This is a genomic window from Citrobacter sp. TBCS-15 (assembly GCF_005280815.1).
Lineage (GTDB): Bacteria > Pseudomonadota > Gammaproteobacteria > Enterobacterales > Enterobacteriaceae > Citrobacter > Citrobacter werkmanii.
The window spans coordinates 356770-379415 of the sequence record NZ_SZWK01000313.1 but is presented as its reverse complement, the minus strand read 5'-3'; the positions used below and the strand labels follow the sequence as shown (position 1 = coordinate 379415).

Below are 22646 nucleotides of genomic sequence, written 5' to 3'. Positions count from 1 at the left end.
TGAAAAATGAAAAACTGTGTCATCGTCAGCGCGGCACGTACCGCAATCGGCAGTTTTAACGGCGCACTGGCAACAACGGGTGCCGTCGAGCTTGGAGCCACCGTCATTAGAGCCGCCCTTGAGCGTGCTCACCTTGACCCTCAACGCGTGGACGAGGTGATTATGGGCAACGTGTTGCAGTCAGGACTCGGACAAAATCCGGCGCGTCAGGCATTGTTAAAAAGCGGCCTGTCCGACACCGTTTGCGGCTTTACCGTCAACAAAGTGTGCGGCTCGGGCCTGAAAAGCGTAGCGCTTGCCGCCCTCGCAATTAAGGCAGGACAAGCTCAGGCGATCGTGGCGGGAGGGATGGAAAACATGAGCCAGGCCCCCTACCTGTTAGACGCAAAGGCCCGCTGGGGATATCGTCTTGGTGATGGGCAATTGTCAGACGTTATTCTGCGCGACGGCCTGATCTGCGCCGAGCATGGGTACCACATGGGGATCACCGCAGAAAATGTCGCCAAAGAGTACGGCATCAGCCGCGAAATGCAGGATGAACTGGCACTGCAGTCGCAGCGTAAAGCCGTGGCTGCCATCGCGTCCGGCGCATTCGAGGCTGAAATCGTGCCCGTCAGCGTGTCGTCCCGTAAAAAAACCATCATCTTTGAGCGCGACGAGTTCCCCAAAGCTGACTCAACGGCGGAAGGGCTCGCCGCCTTACGCCCGGCCTTTGATAAAACAGGAACCGTCACCGCAGGCAACGCTTCGGGGATCAACGACGGTGCGGCGGCATTAGTGGTAATGGAAGAGTCTGCGGCGCTGGCGGCAGGGCTAAAACCACTGGCACGGATCAAAGCCTGGGCCAGCGGTGGCGTGGCACCGGCGATGATGGGGATGGGGCCGGTTCCGGCCACGCAAAAAGCGCTACAGCTGAGCGGGCTGCAGCTGTCCGATATCGATCTTATCGAAGCCAACGAGGCATTTGCCGCGCAGTTTCTTGCCGTCGGCAAAACGCTGGGGTTCGATCCGCAAAAGGTTAACGTCAACGGCGGGGCTATTGCGCTGGGACATCCTATTGGCGCCAGCGGCGCACGAATTCTGGTTACGCTGCTGCATGCGCTACAGGCACGCGATCAAACGCTTGGGCTTGCCACGCTGTGCATCGGCGGCGGTCAGGGAATCGCAATGATTGTGGAACGCATGAATTAAAAAAAGGGCCGGATTTCTCCGGCCCTTTTCATAACATCTCAATTACTCGTCAGCGTCATCCGCTGCATCATCATCAGTTTCTGCTTCAGGCGCGATATCATCGTCGCCCTCAGCGGCACTTCCGTCGATGGAGTCGAGTTCTTCATCATCAACCGGCTCAGCAACGCGTTGCAGACCCACGACGTTTTCATCTTCCGCAGTACGGATGAGGATCACGCCCTGGGTATTACGCCCTACTACGCTGATTTCCGACACGCGAGTACGCACCAGCGTACCTGCATCGGTGATCATCATGATCTGGTCGGTATCTTCAACCTGCACCGCGCCAACAACAGAGCCGTTGCGCTCGGTCACTTTGATGGAGATAACGCCCTGAGTCGCACGAGACTTGGTCGGATACTCTTCTGCCGCGGTACGCTTACCGTAGCCGTTTTGCGTTACGGTCAGGATAGCGCCTTCGCCGCGCGGAATAATCAGAGAAACGACTTTGTCTTCGCCTGCCAGTTTGATACCGCGTACGCCGGTCGCGGTACGCCCCATCGCACGAACGGCATCTTCTTTAAAGCGCACCACTTTACCCGCGGCAGAGAACAGCATAACTTCGTCACTACCGGACGTCAGGTCAACGCCAATCAGTTCGTCGCCTTCGTTCAGGTTAACCGCAATGATACCGGCGGAACGCGGACGGCTGAACTCAGTCAGCGCGGTTTTCTTCACCGTACCGCTGGCGGTCGCCATGAAGACGTTCACACCTTCTTCGTACTCGCGTACCGGCAGAATAGCGGTGATACGTTCGTTCGCTTCCAACGGCAGCAGGTTGACGATTGGACGTCCACGCGCGCCACGGCTGGCTTCCGGCAACTGATAAACCTTCATCCAGTACAAACGACCACGGCTGGAGAAGCAGAGGATCGTGTCATGGGTGTTAGCCACCAGCAGGCGGTCAATAAAGTCTTCTTCTTTAATACGTGCTGCTGATTTGCCTTTACCGCCACGACGCTGTGCTTCGTAATCGGTTAACGGCTGATATTTCACGTAGCCCTGATGAGACAAGGTTACGACAACATCTTCCTGGCTAATCAGATCTTCGATGTTGATGTCAGCACTGTTCGCGGTGATTTCGGTACGACGTTCGTCGCCGAACTGCTCGCGAATCAGCTCCATCTCTTCACGGATAACTTCCATCAGACGATCTGCGCTGCCCAGAATGTGCAGCAGTTCAGCGATCTGCTCCAGCAGCTCTTTGTATTCGTCGAGCAGTTTTTCATGCTCAAGGCCAGTCAGTTTCTGCAAACGCAGATCCAGAATCGCCTGGGCCTGCTGTTCAGTCAGGTAGTACTGACCGTCACGCACACCAAATTCCGGCTCCAGCCATTCAGGACGCGCGGCGTCATCACCGGCACGTTCCAGCATGGCGGACACGTTGCCCAGTTCCCACGAACGCGCAACCAACGCAGCTTTCGCTTCTGCCGGGGTCGGCGCGCGGCGGATCAGTTCGATGATGGGGTCAATGTTCGCCAGCGCAATCGCCAGCGCTTCAAGGATATGCGCGCGGTCGCGGGCTTTACGCAGTTCAAAGATAGTACGGCGCGTTACGACTTCACGACGGTGACGTACAAACGCGGCAATAATATCTTTCAGGTTCATGATCTTCGGCTGACCATGGTGCAGCGCAACCATGTTGATACCGAAAGAAACCTGCAGTTGGGTCTGGGAGTAAAGGTTGTTCAGAACCACTTCCCCGACCGCATCGCGTTTCACTTCAATCACGATGCGCATACCGTCTTTATCTGACTCGTCACGCAGCGCGCTGATGCCTTCAACACGTTTGTCTTTTACCAGCTCGGCGATTTTCTCGATCAGGCGCGCTTTGTTCACCTGATACGGAATTTCATGGACGATGATGGTTTCACGGCCGGTTTTGGCGTCAGCTTCGACTTCCGCGCGGGCGCGAATGTACACTTTGCCACGACCAGTACGGTAGGCTTCTTCGATACCACGACGACCGTTAATGATCGCGGCGGTCGGGAAGTCCGGACCCGGAATATGTTCCATCAGCCCTTCAATGCTGATGTCTTCATCGTCAATGTATGCCAGACAGCCGTTGATCACTTCCGTCAGGTTGTGCGGCGGAATGTTGGTTGCCATACCTACCGCGATACCGGACGAACCGTTCACCAGCAGGTTAGGAATTTTGGTCGGCATGACGTCAGGAATTTGTTCGGTGCCGTCGTAGTTATCGACGAAATCAACCGTTTCTTTTTCCAGGTCAGCCATCAGCTCATGGGCGATTTTCGACATACGGATTTCCGTATAACGCATCGCCGCTGCGGAGTCGCCATCGACAGAACCAAAGTTACCCTGACCATCTACCAGCATGTAACGCAAGGAGAATGGCTGCGCCATACGAACAATGGTGTCGTAAACGGCGGTATCACCATGAGGGTGGTATTTACCGATTACGTCACCAACGACACGGGCAGATTTTTTATAGGCTTTATTCCAGTCGTTGCCCAATACGTTCATGGCGTAAAGTACGCGACGGTGAACCGGTTTCAGGCCATCTCGGACGTCTGGCAGCGCACGGCCAACAATGACCGACATCGCATAATCCAGATATGAGCTCTTCAGCTCTTCCTCAATGTTGACCGGTGTAATTTCTCTCGCAAGGTCGCTCATCTAACCGCTATCCCTCTACTGTATCCCGGATTCAAAGGTCGCAAATTATAACACATTCGCACAGATTCAGGTAAATGGATTCCCCCTGACAGAGGCTTTATTCATCCCGTCAGGCTGATATACTCATTTGCATCGCAAATTTAGGAGTAGAAGCCCCAATGAATGCCGAAAAACCCCCGGTAAGCCACAACGTTGACCATGAAGAAATTGCCAAGTTTGAAGCAGTCGCGTCACGCTGGTGGGACCTTGAGGGTGAATTTAAGCCACTGCACCGCATTAACCCGCTGCGTCTGGGCTACATCACGGAGCGCTCAGGCGGCCTGTTTGGTAAAAAGGTACTCGACGTAGGCTGCGGCGGCGGCATTCTGGCAGAAAGTATGGCGCGCGAAGGCGCAACCGTCACGGGCCTGGATATGGGCTTTGAACCGTTACAGGTAGCAAAACTGCATGCGCTGGAGAGCGGTATCCAGGTCGAGTACGTCCAGGAAACCGTCGAAGAGCACGCGGAAAAACATGCGCACCAGTATGACGTGGTGACCTGCATGGAAATGCTGGAGCACGTGCCGGACCCGCAGTCGGTGGTCAGCGCCTGCGCCAGGCTGGTTAAACCGGGCGGCGAAGTGTTTTTCTCCACGCTTAACCGCAACGGCAAATCCTGGCTGATGGCCGTGGTCGGAGCGGAATATATTTTGCGCATGGTGCCGAAAGGCACGCATGATGTGAAAAAATTTATTAAGCCTGCAGAGTTATTACAGTGGGTAGATCAGACCGTGCTGAAAGAGCGTCATATGACCGGCTTGCATTACAACCCAATCACCAACAGCTTTAAACTCGGTCCGGGCGTTGATGTGAACTATATGGTCCATACCACCGCCAGTGTTGATTAACCACTTTCTGTAGGCCGGATAAGGCGTCTAACGCCGCCATCCGGTATGCTGACAGGAACAGGGCCTGATGGCGCTTCGCTTATCGGGCCTACAAATCCTGTGCCAGATCATAAGAACTTTCTTCGCCTTAGATGAAGAAATCAGCACTCGATCAAATTTTCTATTTTTTTTCTCAATTATTGACATCCCCGCCAGGCCTTATAAGACGCGCACTTAGCGATTCTTACCCTTTTGCAACCTCAATTTAACGTCAAAATCAACTCTTGTGCTGAAAAGAATCCCTACTAGAATACTCACCATATAGCGTCTATTTTATCAAACAACCCCTACATATAGTATTTATCCACAGACTTAGTCACAACATGACTCTGTGGATAATATGGGGGATATTTTTTCTTTCACGGACAGGTAAAAAACCACATGAATCAGAGTCTGCTGGTGACAAAGCGTGATGGTAGTACAGAGCGCATCAATCTCGACAAAATCCACCGAGTTCTGGATTGGGCGGCAGAAGGACTGAATAACGTATCGATTTCTCAGGTCGAGCTGCGCTCTCATATTCAGTTTTATGACGGTATCAAAACTTCCGATATCCATGAGACGATCATCAAAGCAGCCGCCGACCTGATCTCCCGCGAGGCGCCGGATTATCAGTACCTGGCTGCCCGCCTGGCTATTTTCCACCTGCGCAAAAAAGCCTACGGCGAGTTTGAACCGCCTGCACTTTACGACCATGTCGTGAAAATGGTTGAAATGGGCAAATACGACAATCATCTGCTGGAAGACTACACGGAAGAAGAGTTCAAGCAGATGGACTCGTTCATCGTACACGACCGTGATATGACCTTCTCCTACGCTGCGGTGAAGCAGTTAGAAGGTAAATATCTGGTGCAAAACCGTGTCACCGGTGAGATTTATGAAAGCGCGCAGTTCCTCTACATTCTGGTAGCGGCCTGCCTGTTCTCTAACTATCCACGTGAAACGCGTCTGCAATATGTAAAACGTTTCTACGATGCCGTTTCAACATTCAAAATTTCTCTGCCGACGCCAATTATGTCCGGCGTGCGTACCCCAACCCGTCAGTTCAGCTCCTGCGTACTGATCGAGTGCGGCGACAGTCTGGATTCCATCAACGCCACCTCCAGCGCTATCGTGAAATACGTTTCTCAGCGCGCCGGTATCGGTATCAACGCCGGCCGCATCCGTGCGCTGGGCAGCCCGATTCGCGGCGGTGAAGCGTTCCACACTGGATGTATTCCGTTTTACAAGCACTTCCAGACCGCGGTGAAATCCTGCTCGCAAGGCGGCGTGCGCGGCGGTGCGGCCACCCTGTTCTACCCAATGTGGCATCTGGAAGTCGAAAGCCTGCTGGTGTTGAAAAACAACCGTGGCGTTGAAGGCAACCGCGTGCGTCATATGGACTACGGCGTACAAATCAACAAGCTGATGTACACCCGTCTGCTGAAAGGCGGCGACATTACCCTGTTCAGCCCGTCCGACGTGCCGGGGCTGTACGACGCGTTCTTCGCCGATCAGGACGAGTTCGAACGTCTGTACACCCAATATGAAAACGACGACAGCATCCGTAAACAGCGCGTGAAAGCGGTCGAACTGTTCTCCCTGATGATGCAGGAACGTGCCTCTACAGGCCGTATCTATATCCAGAACGTGGACCACTGCAACACCCACAGCCCGTTCGATCCGGTAGTCGCTCCGGTGCGCCAGTCCAACCTGTGTCTGGAAATCGCCCTGCCGACCAAACCGCTGACCGACGTTAACGACGAAAACGGCGAAATCGCGCTGTGTACGCTGTCCGCTTTCAACCTCGGTGCGATTAAGAGTCTGGACGAGCTGGAAGAACTGGCCGTACTGGCGGTGCGCGCGCTGGATGCGTTGCTGGATTATCAGGATTATCCAATCCCGGCCGCCAAACGCGGCGCGATGGGCCGTCGTACGCTGGGTATTGGCGTCATCAACTACGCCTACTGGCTGGCGAAAAACGGTAAGCGTTATTCTGACGGTAGCGCCAATAACCTGACCCACAAAACCTTCGAAGCCATTCAGTATTACCTGCTGAAAGCTTCTAACGAGCTGGCAAAAGAGCAAGGCGCGTGCCCGTGGTTTAACGAAACAACTTACTCCCAGGGTATCTTGCCGATCGATACCTATAAGAAAGACCTTGATGCTATCTCTGACGAGCCGCTGCACCTGGACTGGGAAGCGTTGCGTGAGTCCATCAAAACTCACGGCCTGCGTAACTCCACGCTGTCTGCGCTGATGCCATCGGAAACCTCTTCGCAGATCTCTAACGCGACTAACGGTATTGAACCACCGCGCGGCTACGTGAGCATCAAAGCGTCTAAAGATGGGATTCTGCGTCAGGTCGTGCCGGACTACGAACACCTGCACGACGCCTACGAACTGCTGTGGGAAATGCCGAACAACGACGGCTATCTGCAACTGGTAGGTATCATGCAGAAGTTTATCGACCAGTCGATTTCTGCCAACACCAACTATGATCCGACGCGTTTCCCATCAGGAAAAGTGCCGATGCAGCAGTTGCTGAAAGACCTGCTCACCGCCTACAAATTTGGCGTCAAAACGCTGTATTATCAGAACACCCGCGATGGTGCGGAAGATACTCAGGACGATCTGGTACCGTCCATTCAGGACGATGGCTGCGAAAGCGGCGCATGTAAGATCTGATGAATGTTGCCGGGTAGCGCTACGCTTACCCGGCCTACGATTGCACGGTTTGTAGGCCGGATAAGGTGTTTATACCGCATCCGGCGCTCATCCCACAAAGGATTCACATCAATGGCATACACCACTTTTTCACAGACGAAAAATGATCAGCTTCTGGAACCGATGTTCTTCGGCCAGCCGGTGAACGTCGCCCGCTACGATCAGCAAAAATATGACATCTTCGAAAAACTGATCGAAAAGCAGCTCTCTTTCTTCTGGCGTCCGGAAGAGGTCGATGTTTCCCGCGATCGCATCGACTTCCAGGCGCTGCCGGAGCATGAAAAGCATATCTTCATCAGCAACCTGAAGTATCAGACGTTACTGGACTCCATTCAGGGTCGTAGCCCGAACGTCGCGCTGCTGCCGTTAATCTCGATTCCTGAACTGGAAACCTGGGTCGAAACGTGGGCGTTTTCTGAAACTATCCACTCGCGCTCTTACACCCATATTATCCGTAACATCGTGAACGATCCGGCGGTGGTGTTTGATGATATCGTTACCAACGAGCAGATCCAGAAGCGCGCGGAAGGCATTTCCAGCTACTATGACGAATTGATCGAGATGACCAGCTATTGGCATCTGCTAGGGGAAGGCACCCATACCGTTAATGGCAAAACGGTTGTCGTGAACCTGCGTGAGCTGAAGAAAAAGCTGTACCTGTGTCTGATGAGCGTGAACGCGCTGGAAGCCATTCGCTTCTACGTGAGCTTCGCCTGCTCCTTCGCCTTCGCCGAACGTGAACTGATGGAAGGCAATGCGAAAATTATTCGTCTGATCGCCCGCGACGAAGCCCTGCACCTGACCGGTACGCAGCACATGCTGAACCTGCTGCGCAGCGGTGTAGACGACCCAGAGATGGCGGAAATCGCAGAAGAGTGTAAGCAAGAGTGCTACGACCTGTTCGTGCAGGCCGCGCTGCAAGAGAAAGAGTGGGCGGACTATCTGTTCCGTGACGGTTCGATGATCGGCCTGAACAAAGATATTCTGTGCCAGTACGTTGAGTACATCACCAACATTCGTATGCAGGCTGTTGGGCTGGATCTGCCGTTCCAGACGCGCTCTAACCCGATCCCGTGGATCAACACCTGGCTGGTGTCCGATAACGTACAGGTTGCGCCGCAGGAAGTGGAAGTCAGCTCCTATCTGGTCGGCCAGATCGATTCCGAAGTTGATACCGACGATCTGAGTAACTTCCAACTCTGATGAGCCGCGTTACTCTGCGCATCTCTGGCACACAGCTGCTGTGCCAGGATGAACACCCTTCCCTGCTGGTCGCACTCGAATCGCACAATGTTGAAGTCGAATACCAGTGTCGTGAGGGTTACTGCGGTTCCTGCCGTACCCGCCTGGTAGCGGGACAGGTGGACTGGATTGCAGAACCTCTGGCCTTTATTCAGCCGGGAGAAATATTGCCCTGCTGTTGCCGGGCAAAAGGCGATATTGAACTTGAGCTGTAACGGTTAGTGCACTTCATGTGCGCTAACCAGCGGCATCGCCCCGCGGCGTTTCATCTGCGCGATATACAGCGCCCCGGCTAAAACCACCAGCAGCGCCCCTACCAGATAAATCGCCCGATAGCCCACGCCCTCGACCATCATCCCCATAATGAACGCGCCAATCGCCATTCCCGCATCCATCGCATTAAAGAATAGCGAATTGGCGATGCCAATTTTATGCGGCTCCACCGAGCTAATAATTTGTGTCTGGAATACCGGCGTGACCGAACCGTAACCAATGCCGATTAATCCCCCGGCAATAATCATCATGATGCTGCCGTTGGTGTAGCCAAGCGCCACCAGTCCCACTGTAAAGGCCAGCAAACACGGATATACCACGTATTTCGGCCCTTTTTTATCACAAATGTTGCCGGTAAAGGTTCGACAGATCATCAGGCAAATAGCGTAGCACAACAGGAAATTACTGGCGGCGGCCATCAGATCCAACTCGCGCGCATACAGCGCGAGGAAAGCAGAAACGCCCGCATAGGAGAAGGTCATGAAAAACGTCACCATCGCGAAAGGCAGCGCGGCACGGTCAAACATTGCCGCAAATCCCAGCTTCGGTTTTGAGCCGTCGGCATGACGGATGACCGGCGGTACGGCGACGATCAATGACAGGATAATACCCAGCGCGGCAACCGCGCTACACAGCCAGAAAGCGGTGGTAAAAGCGCCCCAGCGTGCCATATTCAGCCCCACCCAGGGCCCCACAACCATTGCCAGTCCCATGGCCAACGAGAAAAAACTGATGCCCTCCCCACGTCGGGAGGCCGGTATCAGCCGCGCGGAAATCGTTCCTTTTACCGTGGTAATGACGCCAAACGTCACCCCATGAAGCACCCGAATAAACAGCAGCGATTCAATTGAGTGGCAAACAGGATACAGCGCAGTGACAACCAAAAAGGCCAGAGAAGAGAGCACCAGAATCGTTTTATTCGAATATTTTCCCACCCATTGCCCGGCGAACGGACGCACAACAATTGCGGCACCTAAAAAGAAGGTGACCAATAAGCCGGCTTTATCCGGCGTGGCGTGCAGGCGATCCGAAATATAGATCGGTAATAACGTAAGCAGGACATAAAACACAAAGAATATAATGAAGCTAATTATCGTGATTGCCCAAAAATCCTTCGTCCACAGTTTTTCTTTCATATTCGACAACCTGTCCAGACGGCGCACGCAGGCAACGCTCAGCTCAACTGAGCAACGGAGAGGTGCGTCAAAATGTGATTTATACGGTAGACCGCAAGTGTAAACAGGTTCATCATATTAGAGAAATTAATCGTTTTAATATTGTTAATTAGAGGGAACTAATGACATTAACCCAAATCCACGCCCTGCTTGCGGTGCTTGAATGCGGCGGTTTTACCGAAGCCAGTAAGCGGCTGTATATGACCCAATCCGCTGTAAGCCAGGCAATTTCGGCGCTTGAAGAAGAGCTGGGAGTCGAATGTCTTATCCGCGAGCGCCGCAAAGACATTCAGCTCACCCCCGTTGGAAGACGGATCGTACCGCACCTGCGCATGATCGTTTCAGAAACCAACGCGGTGAAAGAGATTGCCGAGCAGGAGCGAAAAAACCCAGCCCGAACCCTGCGCATCGGCTGCTTTCCCAGCGCCTGCGCCTGCATTTTACCGGGCATTATCCACCACTTCGAGCAGCACCATCCGCACATCAAAATCATTCCCTTCGAAGAGAACAGCACGGCGATCGTGGATTCCCTGCGCAGCGGGGATATTGATGCTGGATTTGTGCATTTTCCGGTGACTGGCATGTACTGCGTACCGATCTATCGCGACAAATTTACCGTCGTGGTTCCCGAAAACCATCCTCTGGCAGCCAATACCGCGGTTACGGTTGAACAGTTGGTGGGAGAACCGCTGATTATCAGTAAAGGGCGCTATGAATTAAGCATCATGACGCTATTTAAAGAGAAAGGTATCGAGCCGGTTATTAAATACGAATTTAACCATCCGGATACCGCGATGAGCTTTATTCGGCAGGGGCTGGGTATTGCATTATTACCGGAATTGACGCTGAAAGCCGCTGGCGGGGAGATTCGCTCGGTGGCGCTGGAGCCGACGTTCTATCGACAGATATCGTTACTGGCAAAAGAGCCGCCGGTGGACGGCAGCCCTTTATTTCTCCTGCAGGCTTGTATGGAAACGTTGACAGCAGACGGCCTTATCTAACAGTTACTAACGTTATCCAATAAGGCCTGTGACCGGAGGTGCATCACAGGCCTTGTGCCATTACTCTTTATTCAGGAATTTCACTGCTTTGTCGGGGAAGTCGGTGAACAACCCGTCAACGCCCGCCTTGTTATACAGAATGTCATACAGCTGGTTTACGTCAGTAGTGTAATCCGGTAGCTGATCGGCACGAACCGTATAAGGATGCACCACCATCTTGTTCTGATGCGCGTCCTGAACCATACCAGTTAACGAGATATTGCCTTTTTTCGACTTCTCATCAACCAGCATGTGGTAGTCCGGCCCAATGCCGTCCGCATACTGCGCCACCTGTTTCATGGCACCCGGTTTGAACATCCAATCGTAGTTGTAATTAACCCAACTACCGTCCGGCTTTTTCTCCTGGGTTTCATTCCAGTCAGTGTACGCAATTAACTGCACCAGATTGAGATCCATCCCCATCTTTGGTTCCAGTTCATTTTTAATGCGCTTTAACTCCGCGACATCAAAACACTGCAGATAAACCTTGTCGTTTTTGCTGGTATACCCGTACTTTTTCAGCACTTCCAGCGTTTTCGCTGCGATGTCCTTCCCTTCCTGGTGATGGAACCACGGCGCTTTCATTTCCGGATAAATACCGATGTTTTTACCAGTTGAGTGATTCAGTCCCTGAACGAACTCAATCTCTTCTTCGAAGGTGTGCACGCGGAAATCAGATTTACCCATTGGGAAGCGCCCAGGGTAGGTCTGTACCTTTTTGCCATTTTCGATATCAAAGCCTTCGGTAAATTTCAGCGATTTGATCTCATCCAGAGTAAAGTCGATAGCGTAATAACGTCCATCTTTACGCGCACGATCCGGAAAACGCTCAGCGACATCGGTGACGCGGTCCAGATAGTGGTCATGCAGGACGACCAGATGGTCATCCTTGGTCATCACCAAATCCTGCTCCAGATAATCCGCGCCCTGAGCATAGGCCATCGCTTTCGCGGGCAGCGTATGCTCAGGTAAATAACCGCTTGCCCCACGGTGCGCAATAACGATTTTATCGGCGGCGACCGCCGCGCTGCTAACAACCATACCAGCCAGCATCAGCGCCACGCTGAGACTTTTCAATGTGGTTTTCATAAATTAGCCCCCGTTACGTTTCTGCAGCATTTCTTCGTGATGACGTTTTTCGCCAATCATGACGACCACCAGCAGAATCACCGCCAGCACGCTACCGCCAATCATCACCATAAAGCCGCCGTCCCAGCCGAAGAAGTCAACGGTGTAGCCGACAATGGCGCTCGCCGCCACAGAACCGCCGAGATAACCGAACAGCCCGGTAAAGCCTGCCGCCGTGCCCGCCGCTTTTTTCGGCGCCAGTTCCAGCGCGTGCAGACCAATCAACATGACCGGGCCGTAGATCAGGAAGCCGATGATAATCATACAAGCCATATCAACGTTCGGGTTCCCTGCCGGGTTCATCCAGTAAACGATGGTCGCGATAGTCACCAGCGTCATAAAGAACACGCCGGTCGCGCCACGGTTGCCGCGGAAGACTTTATCCGACATCCAACCACACAGCAGCGTGCCCGGAATACCCGCGTATTCATACAGGAAGTAAGCCCAGGATGATTTATCGAGTGCGAAATGCTTCACTTCTTTCAGGTAGGTCGGTGACCAGTCCAGGATGCCGTAGCGCAGCAGATAAACAAACACGTTAGCGATAGCGATGTACCACAACAGTTTGTTTGGCAGTACATACTGCATGAAGATCTGCTTCGCAGTCAGCTCTTCTTCCGCTTTCTCGTTGTAATCGTCCGGATAGTCGTTCTTATACTCTTCGATAGGCGGCAGGCCGCAGGACTGCGGCGTATCACGCATCATCGCAAAGGCGAACAGCGCAACCACAATCGCACCGAAAGCAGGCATATACAGCGCCGCTTTCCAGTCATTGAACCAGGCCATACCGAGCAGGAACAGCAGAGGAGGCAGACCGCCGCCCACGTTGTGCGCACAGTTCCAGACGGAAACAATACCGCCACGTTCTTTCTGCGACCACCAGTGCACCATGGTACGGCCACACGGCGGCCACCCCATCCCCTGGAACCATCCGCAGAGGAACAGCAGCACAAACATAATCGCAATGCTCGATGTCGCCCACGGCACAAAGCCCATAAACAACATCACTGCGGCAGCCAGAATCAAACCTGCTGGCAGGAAAACGCGCGGATTCGAGCGATCCGAAACGGACCCCATGATGAATTTCGAAAATCCGTAAGCGATGGAGATACCAGATAAGGCAAAACCCAGATCGCCGCGAGAGAAACCCTGCTCAACCAGATATGGCATCGCCAGGGCGAAGTTCTTACGTACCAGATAGTACGCGGCATAACCAAAGAAAATCCCTAGGAAAATCTGCCAACGCAATCGACGATATGTCGGATCGATCTCCGTAGCAGGCAAACGCGCCTTATGTGGCGCTGGTTTAAAAATACTCAACATAGTGTAGCCTCCGTGGCCGTCTTTCATTCGAAGTAAACACTGCAGTTCGTCATTACTACCCTACCGCTTCCAGTGTGGCCGCGATGTTAAGGAAAGATACCTAACAAAAATGTGAAACGCAGCACATATTGTTACAGATTTATGACAAATGTTCATAAAGGCGCACGGAATCACGTTTCATTTTCGAATAATGAGCGATTATGCGCGAAATCAAACAATCCATGTTTTTTATGTGGCTAAATGATAAAAAACGAACTGTGAGGAAAAACAATGAAAACTCGCGACTCGCAAACAAGTGACGTGATTATCATTGGTGGAGGAGCAACAGGTGCAGGGATCGCACGCGACTGTGCGCTGCGCGGGTTGCGCGTCATCTTAGTGGAACGCCACGATATCGCCACGGGCGCGACCGGACGTAACCACGGCCTGCTGCATAGCGGTGCGCGCTACGCCGTCACCGACGCTGAATCTGCCCGTGAGTGCATCAGCGAAAACCAAATTCTGAAACGTATCGCCCGTCATTGCGTTGAGCCGACGGACGGTCTGTTTATTACCCTGCCGGAGGATGAGCTCTCCTTCCAGGCTACCTTTATTCGCGCCTGTGAAGAGGCCGGTATTCGCGCAGAAGCGATTGACCCTAAGCAGGCGCGCATTATCGAACCTTCCGTCAACCCACAGTTGATTGGCGCAGTTAAAGTGCCGGACGGTACGGTCGATCCCTTCCGCTTAACCGCCGCCAACATGCTGGATGCGCGTGAGCATGGCGCGGTTATCTTAACGGCCCATGAAGTGACGGGGCTGATTCGCGAAGGGGCAACGGTTTGCGGCGTTAACGTTCGCAATCATCTGACGGGTGAGATGCAGTCCCTGCATGCGCCGGTGGTGGTGAATGCCGCCGGGATCTGGGGCCAGCGCATTGCAGAATATGCCGATCTGAGTATCCGGATGTTCCCGGCCAAAGGTTCGCTGCTGATTATGGATCATCGTATAAACCAGCATGTCATTAATCGCTGCCGTAAACCTTCTGACGCCGATATTCTGGTGCCTGGTGATACCATTTCGCTCATTGGTACCACCTCGCAGCACATTGATTACGACGATATTGACAGCAACCGCGTCACCGCAGAAGAGGTCGATATTCTGCTGCGCGAAGGCGAGAAACTGGCGCCGATTATGGCGAAAACACGCATTTTACGTGCCTACTCAGGTGTGCGACCGCTGGTCGCCAGCGACGACGATCCAAGCGGTCGTAACGTCAGCCGCGGTATTGTGCTGTTCGATCACGCTGAACGTGACGGACTGGATGGGTTTATCACCATTACCGGCGGTAAGCTGATGACCTACCGTCTGATGGCGGAATGGGCCACCGATGCCGTTTGCCGCAAGCTGGGCAATTCTCAACCTTGCACCACGGCAGACACCGCGCTGCCAGGCTCGCAGGAATCCACCGAGCACACGCTGAAACGCGTAATTTCATTGCCTGCGCCGTTGCGCGGTTCGGCGGTCTACCGTCACGGCGATCGCACCCCGGCGTGGCTTAGCGAAGGTCGTCAGCACCGTAGCCTGGTCTGTGAATGTGAAGCGGTCACCGCGGGCGAAGTGCAATACGCCGTCGAGAATTTAACCGTCAACAACCTGCTCGATTTACGTCGCCGTACCCGCGTTGGTATGGGGACCTGCCAGGGCGAATTGTGCGCCTGCCGCGCCGCAGGTTTACTGCAACGTTTTAATGTCACCACTGCTGCGCAATCTATCACCCAGCTTTCCGATTTCCTCAATGAGCGCTGGAAAGGCGTGCAGCCTATCGCCTGGGGAGATGCGCTGCGCGAAAGCGAATTCACGCGCTGGGTCTATCAGGGATTGTGCGGTCTGGAAAAGGAGCACCAGGATGAAATTTGATACCGTCATTATCGGCGGCGGCCTGGCCGGACTGCTGTGCGGCCTGCAGCTGCAAAAAAGCGGGTTGCGCTGTACGATTGTCACGCGCGGCCAAAGCGCCTTGCATTTTTCCTCCGGCTCACTGGATTTGCTCAGCAACTTACCCGATGGTCAACCGGTGGTAGAGATAGAAGCAGGTCTGAATGCGCTGCGTACTCAGGTGCCCACGCATCCGTATAGCACCATCGGAACACAGAACGTCCTGGAGCTGGCCCAGCAGGCGCAGGATCTACTGGATGAATGCGGAACGCATTTGCAGGGCAAGGTACGCCAGTCACATCAACGCGTAACCCCGTTGGGAACTCTGCGCTCAACCTGGTTAAGTTCCCCAGAAGTTCCGGTGTGGCCACTGTCCGCACAGCGTATCTGCGTTGTCGGTATCAGCGGTTTACTGGATTTTCAGGCGCATCTCGCCGCGGCCTCACTGCGCCAGCGTAATCTCAGCGTCGAGACAGCCGAAATCGATCTGCCCGAGCTGGATGTCCTGCGTGACAACCCGACCGAGTTTCGCGCCGTCAATATTGCGCGCCTGCTGGACAACGAAGATAAATGGTCGCTGCTCTATGATGCTTTACTGCCACAGGCAAAAACCTGCGACATGATCATTATGCCAGCCTGTTTCGGCCTGGTGGATGAGCGCCTCTGGCACTGGCTTAACGAGCGCCTTCCCTGCTCGTTAACGTTGCTACCAACTCTACCGCCTTCAGTAATGGGTATGCGTCTGCACAACAAATTACAACGCCAGTTTGTGCGCCAGGGCGGCGTCTGGATGCCGGGTGATGAAGTGAAGAAAATCACCTGTCAGGACGGCGTAGTCAGTGAAATCTGGACCCGTAACCATGCCGATATCCCGTTGCGTCCACGCTTCGCCGTGCTCGCCAGCGGCAGCTTTTTCAGCAGCGGACTGATCGCCACGAGAGAGGCCATCCACGAACCGATCCTCGGGCTGGATGTACAGCAAACCACCACCCGCGCCGAGTGGTATCAACGCGACGTCTTCGATCCGCAACCGTGGCAAAAGTTTGGCGTCACAACCGACGCTACGCTGCGCCCGTCACTGGCGGGTAAAACGGTAGAAAATATGTATGCCATCGGTTCTGTTCTCGGTGGTTTCGACCCTATTGCCGAGGGTTGCGGAGGCGGCGTATGCGCAGTCAGTGCCTTACACGCCGCACATGACATTGCGAAACGTGCAGGAGGACAGCAATGAGCGACACACGTTTTGAAAGTTGTATCAAATGCACGGTGTGCACCACCGCCTGCCCGGTAAGCCGCGTCAATCCGGGCTACCCTGGCCCAAAACAGGCCGGACCGGACGGCGAGCGTCTGCGCCTGAAAGATGGCGCGTTATACGACGACGCGCTGAAATACTGCATCAACTGTAAGCGCTGCGAAGTGGCGTGTCCGTCAGATGTGAAAATTGGCGATATCATCCAGCGTGCGCGCGCCAAATATGACACTACGCGTCCATCGCTGCGTAATTTTGTTTTAAGCCATACGGATTTAATGGGAAGTGTATCCACCCCGTTCGCGCCGATAGTGAATACCGCCACCTCGCTGAAACCGATACGCCAGTTGCTGGACTACGCGCTGAAAATCGACCATCGCCGTACGCTGCCGAAATACTCCTTTGGTACGTTCCGCCGCTGGTATCGCAGCGTTGCTGCCCAGCAGGCACAGTATCCGGAGCAGGTCGCCTTTTTCCACGGCTGTTTTGTTAATTACAACCATCCGCAACTCGGCAAAGACCTGATCAAGGTCCTGAACGCCATGGGAACCGGCGTTCAGCTGCTGAGCAAAGAAAAATGCTGCGGCGTACCGCTGATCGCCAACGGTTTTACCGATAAAGCCCGCAAGCAGGCGGTGAGCAACGTGGCCTCGCTCAGGGAAGCGATTGACGGGAAAGGCATTCCGGTGATCGCCACCTCATCAACCTGTACCTTTGCACTCCGCGATGAGTACCCGGAAGTGCTGGACGTCGACAACACGGGCCTGCGCGAACATATTGAGCTGGCGACCCGCTGGCTGTGGCGCAAGCTGGATGAAGGCAAAACGTTGCCGCTGAAGACGCTGCCGCTGAAAGTGGTCTATCACACGCCTTGCCATATGGAGAAAATGGGCTGGACGCTCTACACGCTGGAGCTGCTGCGCCAAATTCCGGGACTGGAGCTGACGGTGTTAGATTCTCAGTGTTGCGGAATCGCCGGGACATACGGCTTTAAAAAGGAAAACTACCCGACATCACAATCGATTGGCGCACCGTTATTCCGCCAAATTGAAGAAAGCGGTGCCGATATCGTTGTCACCGACTGTGAAACCTGTAAATGGCAGATAGAGATGTCTACAAGCAAACGCTGCGAACATCCTATCACCCTGCTTGCCAAAGCATTGGGTTAACTCTGTTGCCCGGTGGCGTTTGTTACCGGGCATTTTTGCGTACTCTGTTCCGCTTAATTGAATACGTTGCAATCGGCCGTATTTATCTCTGATTCACCCGCGCAAATAGCCAAATCCTCCCATGCAGCCCTTGTTAAAAGTAGGTACCGTCATGCCAACTTCCCCTTCAGGTGACGGACTACCATGGATAAATCAACCACCTCTACACCGCATGATGCAGCGTGATTTGATGGGGCTGGTGGACCGTCAGGTCTCGCTTTTAGTTACAAGCACCGCTAATGACAGCCAGTTGCAAACGCTATTTAATTACCTGCTACGATACGGCAATGTTTCTCACGTCAGCGCATTTATCCATGAGGTTGCCGAACGTTCCACCCATCACAAGGAGAGGTTGATGACAATCGCAGAGAGGCTAAGACAAGAAGGCCACCACCATGGCCTACAAGAAGGGATACAGCAAGGATTAGAACAGGGAGTGCAAAAAGGTACGCAAGAAGAAGCCTTACGTATCGCTCGCATGATGCTGGAAAATGGAATTGATCATAATTTGGTTCAGTTAATTACCGGGCTATTGCCTGGCGATGTTACAGAGTGAGTCAGGTTGGGAAGGTTTGTAGCCTTCCCAATCAATGCTTAAATCGTCAGCGATTCAACCACTTCAATCCAGCCGTGTTCGCTGGCAATATCCTGGCCGTTTAGCCAACGACGCAGCATATTGAGCGCCATCATCGCGCACACTTCCTGGCGAATCGGCAAGCTGTAGCGATTAGCGTTCAACCGTACGCGTAAGGCATGCGTCCCGTTAGGCGTGGCCAACGCAAAGTTAATATGTTCGTTTTCGAAAGCCGATATCGCCAGTGCCAGCCCGGCATAGTGTTTGCCGCGTCGCTCGGTAATCCAGTGCGCCGTTTGCGCCAGCGTTTCTTCCTGGGGAGGAACCACTTCACTTGCCAACAAAGGAGCATTTGCACGCGAAAGCTGTAGCGCCACCAAGCCACCGGTGAACTGTTCGCTCAGCGTCAGACTGTATTGCCGCTCCTGCAACGTGCGGGCGATTTGCGCAGGCAAACCTTCCGTACCTTCGAAAATCATATTCTGCCCGGCAACCCGCTTCACCTCAGGCCACAGCGCCAGCATGGCGTCTCGTTGGGAATCCGGCCCGGTCAGCTTCAGCTCAATAATCGGCATCGACGAGCGGTAGCCCATTGTTACTCCCGGCGGCAAAGGCAGCGGATCCAGACTCTGCGCCAGGTCACTTTCAGAACGGCCAAAGGTGGTTAATCGCAGGCAGAGAGGTGGTTGAGGCAGAGAAAAACGCTCACGCAAACGCGGCAGAATCTCATGCTCAACCATGACTTTAAATTCCGATGGCACGCCAGGCGTAAAGAACATCAGGCAACGGTTTAGCTTCACTGCGAATCCGCACGCGGTGCCGACAGGATTATTGATAAATTCAGCGCTGGCAGGAAGCTCAGCCTGTTTTCGGTTGCTCGGCGCCATCACGCGGCCACGGTCGCGGAAATAACGCTCCATCTCGGCCAGCCATGCTTCATGCAGTACCAGCCCTTCGCCTTTCGCCGTTGCCGCCGCCTGCGCGCTTAAATCATCGCTGGTTGGCCCCAGACCGCCATTAACGATCAGCACATCGGCGTGTTCGCTACGTTCACGTAGAATAGCGACCAAATCGTCAAGATTGTCCCCTACCGTATTGCGGCGGGTTAACGGTAATCCCTGATTAAAGAAAAAATCAGCCAGCCAGGCGGCATTGGTGTCGACGATTTGTCCGTGCAACACTTCATCCCCGGTGGATAGCATCTCCACGTTTAACATCGTGTTCTCCTGCTTTTATGATGAAAACACTATAGCGCATGGAGAGGGGAAGGCGCGACTGAACGCCGCGCCAGAAATATCAGAAGCTGGCGTTAACCCCAACGTACGGACCATCAGCAATCGCGTTATCGCGGTTGCCATCTTTACCCGCCAGGTTCAGGTAGCGATAACCGGCTTCAATGCTCAGCGGGCGCATAATTGTCAGACGCGCACCGGCATTGGCTTCTTCATAACTGTCGATACCGCTGGAAAGCGAATCAGGAGAGTAATAGTACTCACCAAACAGGCGGAAGCTATCGCCAATCGGCCACTGCAGACCGCCACCAACTGCCGCCGCGTAGCCTTCATCACCATCATTAGGATTAGTATAAATACCTTTTCCTCCAACGGTTGCCAGCAACGGACCAAGCGGAATATTCAGACCCAGTCCCAGACCGGCTGCATCGCCGTCGTCATCGTTATGCATCCAGTTACCGCTGACCGCCAGTCCGGTAGACTCAGTTCCCATACCAAACCCAAGGTTGGTGTAATCTTCGCCCGCCTGGCCACTAATGCTAATTGCGCTCGCCGACGCGGAAACAAACAGCATTCCGGCAAAACCCAACATTAAACTTTTTTTCATTTTCTATCCTTTCCAGCAAGAATCAAAACATAGCCCCAAAACCGAGGAATTGTACTGCCAGATGACAAGGAATCAATGAGCTAAAAAAGCGATGCAATGGCATATTGTAACCAAATACTACTTGCAAGTTTGAGTTAAGGTTAAATTCTGCGGCTAATTGCAGAATCGAACGTAGCTACCCCTCGTTTTCAACAAACATCCCTTTCTCCTCAGTTAAAGAAGGGTTAATCGTCACGGAAGCGTTTTTTCTGCCGCCAGCAAAAGGTAAGATGGGCACACGATGGAATTCTCAGTATTCCCCTACAAGGATCCGACTTATGCGCCAAAGAACGATTGTTTGTCCATTAATACAAAATAATGGCTGTTATTTACTGTGCAAAATGGCTGATGACCGTGGCGTGTTCCCCGGCCAGTGGGCGCTTTCTGGCGGCGGTGTTGAAGCGGGCGAACGCATCGAAGAAGCATTGCGTCGGGAAGTGAGGGAAGAACTGGGCGAACAGCTCGTGTTATCAGAAATTACCCCATGGACCTTCAGTGATGATATTCGCACCAAAACCTATGCCGATGGCAGCCAGGAAGAGATTTACATGATCTATCTTATCTTTGATTGTGTCGCGGAGAATCGTGAAGTGAACATTAACGAAGAGTTTCAGGCGTTCGCCTGGGTTAAACCGGAAGATCTTGGCACGTACGACTTAAATGTCGCCACGCGTAAGACGTTAACCCTGAAAGGATTACTCTAAGTTATCATTCTAATAGTGGCATAAAATAAACCCTCTGAATTGCGGCATTGCATTGACCTGTCTACGGTAAACAGCAATGCCGTTTACGCCACGCAATTTCTGTAAAATTCATTTGATTTCAAAACAATAAATTAAAAACACCGTTATTTTCCTTTATATCTCGAACCTTAAACTCTTAAGGATAAATTAACCTTCAGTCATTAACCTTTGAAGCCTGATAAATAATTAACGACGCCCCTGTTTATCGCTAAAAATAAAACGTCGGTGCGTTAAATGGCTTGAAGGAATAATGATGTCTGACTTTTTGCCTTTCTCTCGCCCGGCTATGGGAGCTGAAGAGCTTGCCGCAGTGAAGGCGGTTCTGGATTCTGGCTGGATAACCACCGGCCCGCAAAATCAACAGTTGGAAGAAGCCTTCTGCCAGCTCACGGGAAATAAGCATGCCGTTGCCGTCTGCTCCGCCACTGCTGGAATGCACATCACGCTGATGGCGCTGGGCATCGGTGCGGGCGATGAGGTCATCACGCCATCGATGACGTGGGTTTCTACCCTCAATATGATTGTCCTGCTGGGTGCCACACCAATCATGGTCGATGTTGATCGCGATACGCTCATGGTCACACCGGAGCAGATTGAAGCGGCCATCACGCCACGAACCAAAGCGATTATTCCGGTACATTACGCTGGCGCCCCTGCTGACCTTGACGCGATTTATGCCATTGGCGAACGCTATGGCATTCCGATCATCGAAGATGCGGCGCACGCCGTAGGGACGTTATATAAGGGTCGTCATGTTGGCGCGCGCGGCACCGCTATTTTCTCGTTTCATGCCATCAAAAATATCACCTGTGCGGAGGGTGGGCTGATTGTTACCGATGACGGCCAGCTTGCCCAGCGGCTTCGCAGTCTGAAGTTTCACGGCCTGGGCGTTGATGCTTTCGATCGACAAACCTACGGCCGTGCACCGCAGGCCGAAGTGTTGGCGCCAGGATACAAATACAACCTCACAGATATCAATGCCGCCATCGCGCTGGTACAGCTGAAGAAGCTGGAACAACTGAACTCGCGCCGCGCACAAATTGCCCAGGAATATCAACAGGCGCTGGCCGATACGCCATTTCAACCGTTGAGCCTGCCCCAGTGGTCCCACGTTCACGCCTGGCACCTGTTTATCATTCGTGTTGACGAAGCGCGCTGCGGCCTGAACAGAGATGCCTTAATGGAAGCGCTGAAGGCCAGAAATATCGGCACCGGTCTGCATTTTCGTGCAGCCCATACGCAAAAATATTACCGCGAACGCTTCACCACGCTTTCGCTGCCAAATACAGAATGGAATAGCGCACGCATCTGCTCGCTGCCATTGTTCCCCGATATGACCGCCACCGACACCCAGCGGGTCATTACGGCGCTTCGCGAGATTGCAGGACAATAAC

At 53.3% G+C, this 22646-nt stretch carries 18 protein-coding genes; 12 read left to right on the top strand and 6 right to left on the bottom strand.

The genetic code is table 11. The annotated features are described in order from the left end of the window. Positions 1 to 6: 6 nt before the first annotated feature. Positions 7 to 1191, top strand: a complete 1185-nt coding sequence (locus FDW96_RS24685) for an acetyl-CoA C-acetyltransferase (RefSeq protein WP_042307156.1) — start codon at positions 7 to 9, stop codon at positions 1189 to 1191. Between the two features lie 42 nt (positions 1192 to 1233). Here FDW96_RS24685 and gyrA read toward each other — a convergent pair whose 3' ends face one another. Continuing rightward, a complete protein-coding gene (gyrA, locus tag FDW96_RS24680; protein ID WP_079223335.1) occupies positions 1234 to 3870 on the bottom strand; it encodes a DNA topoisomerase (ATP-hydrolyzing) subunit A in 2637 nt (878 codons plus the stop codon). Between the two features lie 158 nt (positions 3871 to 4028). On the opposite strand from gyrA, the gene ubiG reads away from it, so the two are divergent. From ubiG to yfaE, 4 genes are all read left to right on the top strand, one after another. Next, positions 4029 to 4757, top strand: coding sequence for a bifunctional 2-polyprenyl-6-hydroxyphenol methylase/3-demethylubiquinol 3-O-methyltransferase UbiG (gene ubiG, locus FDW96_RS24675; protein ID WP_038642230.1), 729 nt, complete (start codon positions 4029 to 4031; stop codon positions 4755 to 4757). A 420-nt stretch (positions 4758 to 5177) separates the two neighbouring features. Continuing rightward, positions 5178 to 7463 (top strand): class 1a ribonucleoside-diphosphate reductase subunit alpha, encoded by a 2286-nt coding sequence (gene nrdA, locus FDW96_RS24670; protein ID WP_137350039.1) that lies wholly within the window; start codon positions 5178 to 5180, stop codon positions 7461 to 7463. A 111-nt stretch (positions 7464 to 7574) separates the two neighbouring features. After that, entirely contained in the window at positions 7575 to 8705 is a 1131-nt protein-coding gene (gene nrdB / locus FDW96_RS24665) for a class Ia ribonucleoside-diphosphate reductase subunit beta (RefSeq protein WP_003027605.1), read from the top strand. Further along, the gene (gene yfaE / locus FDW96_RS24660; protein WP_042307150.1) at positions 8705 to 8959 is read left to right on the top strand and encodes a class I ribonucleotide reductase maintenance protein YfaE; all 255 of its coding nucleotides are present in this window, start codon (positions 8705 to 8707) and stop codon (positions 8957 to 8959) included. Before nrdB ends, yfaE begins: the two co-directional genes overlap by 1 nt. Positions 8960 to 8962: 3 nt before the next feature. On the opposite strand, the gene FDW96_RS24655 is transcribed toward yfaE, so the two are convergent. Then, the gene (locus FDW96_RS24655; protein ID WP_042307149.1) at positions 8963 to 10153 is read right to left on the bottom strand and encodes an MFS transporter; all 1191 of its coding nucleotides are present in this window, start codon (positions 10151 to 10153) and stop codon (positions 8963 to 8965) included. 161 nt (positions 10154 to 10314) lie between these two features. Between FDW96_RS24655 and FDW96_RS24650 the strand changes: the two genes are divergently transcribed. Beyond that, entirely contained in the window at positions 10315 to 11193 is an 879-nt protein-coding gene (locus FDW96_RS24650; protein ID WP_042307148.1) for a LysR family transcriptional regulator, read from the top strand. Between the two features lie 60 nt (positions 11194 to 11253). Here the strand turns inward: FDW96_RS24650 and glpQ are convergent, their stop codons facing one another. Both glpQ and glpT read right to left on the bottom strand, forming a co-directional pair. Then, entirely contained in the window at positions 11254 to 12321 is a 1068-nt protein-coding gene (gene glpQ, locus FDW96_RS24645) for a glycerophosphodiester phosphodiesterase (protein WP_061382104.1), read from the bottom strand. Between the two features lie 3 nt (positions 12322 to 12324). Then, positions 12325 to 13683: a glycerol-3-phosphate transporter gene (gene glpT, locus FDW96_RS24640; protein WP_042307146.1), complete on the bottom strand. Its 1359-nt coding sequence runs from the start codon at positions 13681 to 13683 to the stop codon at positions 12325 to 12327. 270 nt (positions 13684 to 13953) lie between these two features. Here glpT and glpA point away from each other — a divergent pair, with 270 nt between their 5' ends. From glpA to FDW96_RS24620, 4 genes are all read left to right on the top strand, one after another. Continuing rightward, the gene (gene glpA, locus FDW96_RS24635; protein ID WP_137366479.1) at positions 13954 to 15582 is read left to right on the top strand and encodes an anaerobic glycerol-3-phosphate dehydrogenase subunit A; all 1629 of its coding nucleotides are present in this window, start codon (positions 13954 to 13956) and stop codon (positions 15580 to 15582) included. Next, positions 15572 to 16831 (top strand): glycerol-3-phosphate dehydrogenase subunit GlpB, encoded by a 1260-nt coding sequence (glpB, locus tag FDW96_RS24630; protein ID WP_137366478.1) that lies wholly within the window; start codon positions 15572 to 15574, stop codon positions 16829 to 16831. Before glpA ends, glpB begins: the two co-directional genes overlap by 11 nt. Further along, positions 16828 to 18018, top strand: coding sequence for an anaerobic glycerol-3-phosphate dehydrogenase subunit GlpC (gene glpC / locus FDW96_RS24625; protein WP_137366477.1), 1191 nt, complete (start codon positions 16828 to 16830; stop codon positions 18016 to 18018). Before glpB ends, glpC begins: the two co-directional genes overlap by 4 nt. A gap of 151 nt (positions 18019 to 18169) precedes the next feature. Further along, complete coding sequence (locus FDW96_RS24620) at positions 18170 to 18613, top strand: hypothetical protein (RefSeq protein WP_137366476.1); 444 nt, start codon at positions 18170 to 18172, stop codon at positions 18611 to 18613. Between the two features lie 38 nt (positions 18614 to 18651). Here the strand turns inward: FDW96_RS24620 and FDW96_RS24615 are convergent, their stop codons facing one another. Further along, on the bottom strand, positions 18652 to 19848 hold the full coding sequence (locus FDW96_RS24615) for a nicotinamide mononucleotide deamidase-related protein YfaY (protein ID WP_137350044.1): 1197 nt from the start codon (positions 19846 to 19848) through the stop codon (positions 18652 to 18654). Positions 19849 to 19927: 79 nt separating this feature from the next. Continuing rightward, positions 19928 to 20470, bottom strand: a complete 543-nt coding sequence (locus FDW96_RS24610) for a YfaZ family outer membrane protein (protein WP_038642254.1) — start codon at positions 20468 to 20470, stop codon at positions 19928 to 19930. A gap of 317 nt (positions 20471 to 20787) precedes the next feature. Between FDW96_RS24610 and nudI the strand changes: the two genes are divergently transcribed. Further along, on the top strand, positions 20788 to 21213 hold the full coding sequence (gene nudI / locus FDW96_RS24605) for a nucleoside triphosphatase NudI (RefSeq protein WP_042307139.1): 426 nt from the start codon (positions 20788 to 20790) through the stop codon (positions 21211 to 21213). A gap of 292 nt (positions 21214 to 21505) precedes the next feature. Then, positions 21506 to 22645 (top strand): UDP-4-amino-4-deoxy-L-arabinose aminotransferase, encoded by a 1140-nt coding sequence (gene arnB, locus FDW96_RS24600; protein WP_042307136.1) that lies wholly within the window; start codon positions 21506 to 21508, stop codon positions 22643 to 22645. Position 22646: the final 1 nt, after the last annotated feature.